Origin of the sequence: Campylobacter sp. FU_520 (assembly GCF_025772385.1) — a bacterium.
GTDB lineage: Bacteria > Campylobacterota > Campylobacteria > Campylobacterales > Campylobacteraceae > Campylobacter_D > Campylobacter_D lari_C.
This window is the reverse complement of sequence record NZ_JAKMRZ010000030.1, coordinates 1-6,907: the sequence shown is the minus strand read 5'-3', so window position 1 is coordinate 6,907 and position 6,907 is coordinate 1. Positions and strand designations below refer to the sequence as shown.

The 6,907-nt window shown below is 28.5% G+C and carries 7 protein-coding genes; all 7 read left to right on the top strand.

Annotation, left to right across the window (positions count from 1 at the left end):
* The coding region (locus tag L8W55_RS07760; RefSeq protein WP_263678117.1) for a bacteriophage T4 gp5 trimerisation domain-containing protein at positions 1-954 on the top strand (954 nt) is incomplete at its 5' end.
* Positions 955-1,048: 94 nt separating this feature from the next.
* Positions 1,049-2,098 carry an ankyrin repeat domain-containing protein gene (locus L8W55_RS07755; protein ID WP_263678116.1) on the top strand — a complete coding sequence of 350 codons (1,050 nt, stop codon included), beginning with the start codon at positions 1,049-1,051 and terminating at the stop codon, positions 2,096-2,098.
* Position 2,099: 1 nt separating this feature from the next.
* Positions 2,100-3,503 carry a hypothetical protein gene (locus tag L8W55_RS07750; protein WP_263678114.1) on the top strand — a complete coding sequence of 468 codons (1,404 nt, stop codon included), beginning with the start codon at positions 2,100-2,102 and terminating at the stop codon, positions 3,501-3,503.
* Positions 3,504-3,512: 9 nt separating this feature from the next.
* Positions 3,513-3,998, top strand: coding sequence for a hypothetical protein (locus L8W55_RS07745; RefSeq protein WP_263678112.1), 486 nt, complete (start codon positions 3,513-3,515; stop codon positions 3,996-3,998).
* Positions 3,995-5,248, top strand: a complete 1,254-nt coding sequence (locus L8W55_RS07740; RefSeq protein ID WP_263678110.1) for a hypothetical protein — start codon at positions 3,995-3,997, stop codon at positions 5,246-5,248. The genes L8W55_RS07745 and L8W55_RS07740 overlap by 4 nt, the downstream gene beginning before the upstream one ends.
* Positions 5,241-6,296: a TNT domain-containing protein gene (locus tag L8W55_RS07735; protein ID WP_263678108.1), complete on the top strand. Its 1,056-nt coding sequence runs from the start codon at positions 5,241-5,243 to the stop codon at positions 6,294-6,296. Before L8W55_RS07740 ends, L8W55_RS07735 begins: the two co-directional genes overlap by 8 nt.
* Positions 6,297-6,309: 13 nt before the next feature.
* Positions 6,310-6,867 carry a hypothetical protein gene (locus L8W55_RS07730; RefSeq protein WP_039626253.1) on the top strand — a complete coding sequence of 186 codons (558 nt, stop codon included), beginning with the start codon at positions 6,310-6,312 and terminating at the stop codon, positions 6,865-6,867.
* The last annotated feature ends 40 nt before the right edge of the window (positions 6,868-6,907 follow it).

Genomic DNA, 6,907 nt, shown 5'->3' with positions numbered 1-6,907 from the left:
ACTATGCCACAATATAACTACCCAAGATACAAAAGAGAAATCGCTGAACAAACACTAAATTATCTAAGTGCTATACCTATGTATAATAAAGGCTTAGATGAACTTAAACTACAAGAAAATACAGAATATAATCTAAATTATAAAAACGAACATTATTTAACTATCTCTAATTCTACTATAGGAAAAGATAATACCGATGCAAAAGCAAGAAATGAAATCACTTTAAAAAATGATATAGACAAGGAAGAATTTTACATTCTAGCACAAAAAGATTACAAAGAAGAAATAGGTAACAACTATGAGCAAACCATAAAAAATAACAAAACCTCAGAAGTGGGAGCTTTATATACTGAATTTATTACCTTAGGGCATATGCAAAATATCATAGGTTTTAAAAATATCAATGTAGGTGCGCAGTATCTAGAAAACACCTTGCTTTCTAAAGACACGAATGTGGGTTTAAGTAATACTTTGAATGTAGGAACAGATCAAGAAGTAAAAATCCATAAAAATAGCTATGAAAAAGTAGGAGAAAATAAAAAGGTAGAAATAGGCAGAAACTACGAAGAAAGAATTACAGGAGAATACACAAGTTCTGTATCATCTAATAGAAAAACATTTATTAGAGGTTATCATCATATAGAAAGTCAAGGAAAATATAGTGTTCATACAGATTCTGAACTTGTAACAGAAGCAAAAGGCAATATTCAAGAGCATACAGAAAAATCTATCTTTATGGTTGCTAAAAAAGATCACTGTGTTAATGCAGAAAATGTTTCATCTTTAGCACAAAAAGACAATACTATTGTAGCGCACAATAGAATAATTAATCAAGTAAAATCCACTTCTATAACGACCACAGCTAAAGAAGTTATTATCCAAGTTGGAGGGGTTCAAGTAATTATAGACGATAAAGGTTTAAGAGTTAAAGGAGGAGATTTAAGGGCAGATTAAGTGATATAAATTTTATAAAATATATAATCAAAGTATTTTATAAAAATTTTAGATTTTGTTATTAAAAATAAAAAATTATAAAAAAGGAAATAAAATGACTAAAGAAAAAATCATCTCTTATGAAGAAGTTCAAGCTAATCCTATGCTTAAATGGTTTTTTGACCGAGAAATCAAACATAGCATTAAAGATAAATATTATAAAGAATGGCAAGAATTTATCCATAAAGAAGGTATAAATGTAGTTTGCATCATAGAAGATCCAAAGGGTAAGGATATTCTTGAGTTAGATCTATGGGATAGAAGGACAATATTAGATCCATTATTTCACCTTGCTTGGTCTTATGATTATGAATTTTTTGAATTTATTTTACAATTTGCAAAAGATCAAACATGGTTGAATTTTTTACTTGGATGTAATGCAATTGGTTGGAGTGAAGATGAGCTGGATTTAGAGCATACAAAAAAAATTATTAAGCTTTTGGTGGATAAGGGAGCTAATATCAATGCTTCTTTTTATGATAGCGATGGACAATACAAACCTATAATCTTTCATACTATCCCCTTAGGCCTTGCCAGTAAAACAGAAAGAGCTAATAAATTAGAACTTTTACATTTTTTATTAGAACTAGGAGCAGATCCTAATCTTAAAAATTCAGAGGGTGAAAATTTACTGCACAGTTTTCTTCTTTCAGAAGAGCAAAAATTTGCTAATGCTTTAATCGATAGTGGTAAAATAAAAGATATCAATGAAATCATAGAATACAACAAAGGAGCGATTTATTATGGAGAGAGTGCTTTGATATTGGCTGCAAGAGAGTGTTATTCTAGCACAGTTAAAAAACTCATTGAAGCAGGAGCCAATGTGAATGTTTTTAATCGTTTTGGAGAATCAGCTCTTGGTCTTATAGAAAATAAAAGCGAAACCATAAAAAAATACCTTCTTAAAGCAGGAGCTAAAAGCTCTTTAGAACTTTTAGGCAGTGAAGAAAAACTTAGAGAATTTAAAGATGAAATATGGGATCAAGATGAAATACAATATAAAATAGGAAAAGAATATAAAAAACAACTTAAGGAAAATTATCGCGCCATTTTAGAAAAAACTCCTTTAGTGTTTCATAGAGACATAGAAGTGATTAAGGCATAAAATGATCACTATACATACAGGAGAGATTGAGTTAATGCTGTGCGAGGAGGCACATTTTCATGAGGATTATGAAAATAAAATTAAAAATATCCCTATCATAGGAGCTAGAATAAAAATATATGATAAAGATAAAAAAACACTCCTGTATGATAATACTGCCAATGATCAAGGAAAAATAGAAATTTCTAATAGTGAGATTAAAGACGAGGAATTAAGTTTTTATATAGAATTAGAACATCCTGACTTTGATGAAAAACCTATAGGAGGACATGTTTTTTTAAGAAAAGGTTTAGAAAAACAAGAAAATCCTATTTATTTTAGAAGGGCTAAACTAAGATTAAAACATGCTCCTTTTGAAAAATTACAAACTCCTAAGGAATTCAAAGAAGCTCTTGAGGTGAGTGATGAAGAAAGAAAACATTATCAAGAAAAAGATGGAGAATTAGATCAAGATCTAAATAGTTTAAAAGCTAAAGCAGAAGAACTTTTAGCAAGAAATGAAGCCATTATTGAAAAAACTTATGAAGAGGAAACGAAAAAAGCAAACGAGCAATTACAACAAGCTACAACCGACAAAGAGAAAGATGAAATCAAGAAAAAAATAGATAAAATTAAAGAGGATAGAGGAGCTAAGGTTAAAAGACATAATAAACAAACAGTTGATTTGAAAGATATTGTTAATAACAAAAGCACTAAAAAACTTAAAAATTTCATCAATAAAAGAGCAGGAGCTGACTATGCTGAATGGGTTGTTTCTCTTGTTCTTTTAAGACATGCCCCTCATCTTTATCATCAAAGAATCAATGCAGATGGTGTTTTTAAAGAAGATGGAATTCGTAGTGGAAAGGGTAGCGATCCTGACTTTATTATCACACTTGAGGATAAAAAAAGAATGATAGTAGAGGTTAAAAACTATGCTTATAGTAGCGCTTTAAATTTAACCGATCAAATTTCTTATCAATTAAAATGTGCAAGATTATATGGAATGGACTATGCTATAGCTTGCAATAGAAGCACAGAAATAACCGATCATGGTAAGAATTATAAGTCTGTTTTTAAAGAACCGAGCAATCAAGCAAAAGCTAAAGCTGAAAAAGAGTATTCTATAAATTTTAATAAAAAACGTTTTAAAGAACCAGAAAATCAAACAAAGGAAGAAGCTAAAAATCTTTTAAAAGATGAAGAGAAAGGTTTAAGATCTGCACTTATAAGAATGTATAAGGAAGCTTTGAATGGAGGGCCTAGTTGGGTTTTTATCAAAAGACTTAATTTTAGAAGTAATTTAGAAAAAATCAATGAGGAGGATTTTAATCTGGATAAACATTTTGTGAATTTTTATGCTAATTTACATTCTCAAGATAGAAAAGAAATCAGTGCTGATTTTCAAGTTATTTTAAAACCTTAGGAGGAAAAAATGGTAAAAGAAATTGATTATGATTTACTTATAGCAATTGAAGAATCTGATGTAAGAAAGTTTCAAATTGCTTTAGAAAAAGGAGCCAATATCAATGGTATTGTGAGTGAAGAATACAAAAAATATGGAGATTTTGAATCAAGTTGTGGTTTTACATTTTTAGCCGTAGCCGCGCAAATGGCCTTATATGAGACTATAAATGCTCATCACGACAAAAAAGGTTTTGATAAAGAAGAATATGAAAAAGAATACAGTGATGCTTTTGAAATTTTTAATACCTTAAAAGCTTTAAAACCAAATGAAAACCAAGAAGGTTGCACCAGTGCAAAAATTTGCATAGAAGGTATTGCCCAAACAAGAGAAATGGAGCTTTATGATGATCCTTATTGTTATGGATATGATGAGTTTGATGAAGAAATGAGCGAGGATGAATGGATAAGCGAAGATCCTGCTATAGAATATTTGAAAAGTTTTAATTTTGAATGAAAACACAAAATATAAGTGCCAATCAGGTTAGCTTTCATCTTTTTTCTACTAAAACTTTTAGTGATGAAAAATACCTTAATGCTTGGAGTTTAAAAGGTAATCGCCTTAATTTGCAAGAATGGCTTAGCTTTAAAAAAGCTAATGAAAATAATTTTTATAATAAACATTTAGAAAATACCTTAAAAGCTATGCAAGAACTTAAAGCTTGTTTTAGTATTGATAAATTTGAAGGTATAAATCTACACAGTGATGATGAATGGTTAAATTTTTTACCTTCAAATTATACTCAAATTTATAATCGTTTATGTAGAGATAAAAGCAAATACATTTTACATAGATATTATCAAAAAGATGAATTAAGTGAAATAGGAACTCTTAAAAACCTCTCCCCTAATTTACCTTTTTGGGATGAAAAAGGAGAAAATTTCTCTCAAAGCCAAATCAATACTTTTATAGAAAAAGATAATTTAGCACCCTACTTTAATAAATACGATATTTATTTTAATTCTTCACTATACCTTACTTTTAATCTTAATGATGAAAATTTAAATTATCTAGTAAAAAATTATGAAGATAAACTTAATTATGGCTTTATCTCAAAAACTCAAGAACAACTTCAAAAAGAGTTAAATTTAAGCAAAGATGAAAAAATTATCTTAGAACTTGAAAATATTTTTTTAAGTCTTTGTAAAGGCATAAGTGCTGATTATGCCTTTATGGATTTTTCTTATTTTTTTGCAGGGTATGATTATATATTAAACTCTAAAAATAATACTTTAAAATCTTACCCTATTAGTTATAATGATTTAATTTATAAAAGAAGCTTTAAAGAGCATATAGAAGAATATGCAAATAATTATTTTTTAAATTATTATTCTAAAGAACTTTTAAATGAACTTGAAAATCAAAACTTAAATAACAATAGAATAAATCATTATCTTAAAAACTATAATAAAATTCCAAAAAACACAGAAGAAGAAAACATACAAGGTATGCTTTCTAAGCAAAAAAATGTAAATATCAACTTTGTAAATTTTATAGATTATAAAGACTATGTTTATAATAACAAAGATGATTTTTGGGAGTTTTCAGCAGAAAAAAACTCTATACTTTGGCAAAAATTTCTAAGCAAGGATACGATAAAACCTTTTCCTTCAAATTTTGATTGTTCTTTGGAAGAAAAACTTCTTTATGCTAAAGATGAGCAATTAGAAAGCATACTTCAAACCCACAAGGCTTTTTATGGCTAAAAAAAGAAAAATAACTCTTCCTAAAATAGAAGATATTGATATAAGTCCCGATACTTCTTGTTTGCATCCTATCTTAGAAGATAATACTTTATTATGCATACATGGAGGTAAGGTTAATTTAAAAGCAAAGAATGCTAAAAGAATAAAATCAGATAATATTCCTATTATGCTTAATAACGAAATACAAGGAGCTAGTATAAGTGGATGTGTAAATCCACCTATGCTAGGAGGACCTTGTACTAAAGTAGCTTTAGTATTTGCTTATACTTATTCAAATCATAAAGTAAATCATAAACATTCTGTTTTACAAATGGGTTTAATAGGGGTAAGTAATAAAGGTTATCCTATATTAGCTATACCTAAGAAAAATAAGATTAAATTTGCTTTAGCTAAAATACAAGCTAATCCTCTTGCTAAGATTAAATGGGACAAGATAAGATGGGAAGGGATAGAAAGCAAAGAGGAAGCAAAAATGCTTTTATATTTGGAAAATGAAAATAAAAAAGGTAAGGTAAGTGATAAAGAAGTTCATCTTTATAAACATAATGGAATATGGCCTAAAAACACTCCAAAACCTAGAAGTGCTGATTATATTGGTGAAGATGGTAAGATTAAATATCCTGATGATGATGGCTATAAAATCCCACCTAAACCAAAAGAAATCACTCTAAAAAAGGGAACAAAGCTAGACAGATATGGGGATAATTCAGGTAGCTTTGTGTGTCCTTTTGAAGAGAAAGAAGGAGCAATATCTTATGAAAAAAGATCATTGCCTTATGAAGATAATGAAGCCATGCAAAAAACTTATAAAAGATATGAAGTAATAGAAGATATTAATATGGAAAATATTGAGAGAAAGATTGAAGTGAGTGGAAATAGAGAACTAAAAGGTAAAATTGACAAATTAAAAGAAAAAAACAAATTCCATTCCCCAAAAGAAGGTAAAATATCTCCACACTTTGATCAAGAAGGTGGAGGAACACAGATTAAACTTCCTATTTCCATAGAAGACTTAATGCAATTAGGTTTTATCAAACAAATACCATAATAAAGGATAGAAAATGACAAGAGAACAAGCAGAATTAATTATAAAAGAAGAAAAGTTGATTGATACAGATTGGTATCCTTCTTATAAACATTCAGGAGAATACCATCTTACTATGTGGTTTGATTCTGATAATAATAAATACGAAGCTGTTTATATTGGAGAAAGAGGCAGTGTTGAACTTGAGTATTCTTTTGATAGTGAAAAAGAAGCCATTGATAAAATGTTGCAGATGAATTATGAACAAAAAAAATACGATGGAAAAGACATTAAAGAATATCTAACAAAAGAAGTAGCACTAAGAATCATCAAAGAAGAAAATCTAGAAGTGATTTGGTATGATGAAGCACTTAAACCTTTATGTGCAGGTATTAAACACGATAAACAAAGAGATAAATATATTTCTTTTATCACTAATGCTAAATCAGAGATTATAGAATGGAAAAGTATTGAATTTGATGGGGATAGATACAGTGAAACTTTTAAGGAAATGCTTAACGATGAATTTCTAGCCCTTTATGCTCTTATCAATCGTGCCAGAATGATTAAGCAAAATAGGATTAGTTTTGTGTAAATACTTTCCTTATGATTTGATTTAATCTTAGTGGGTTTAA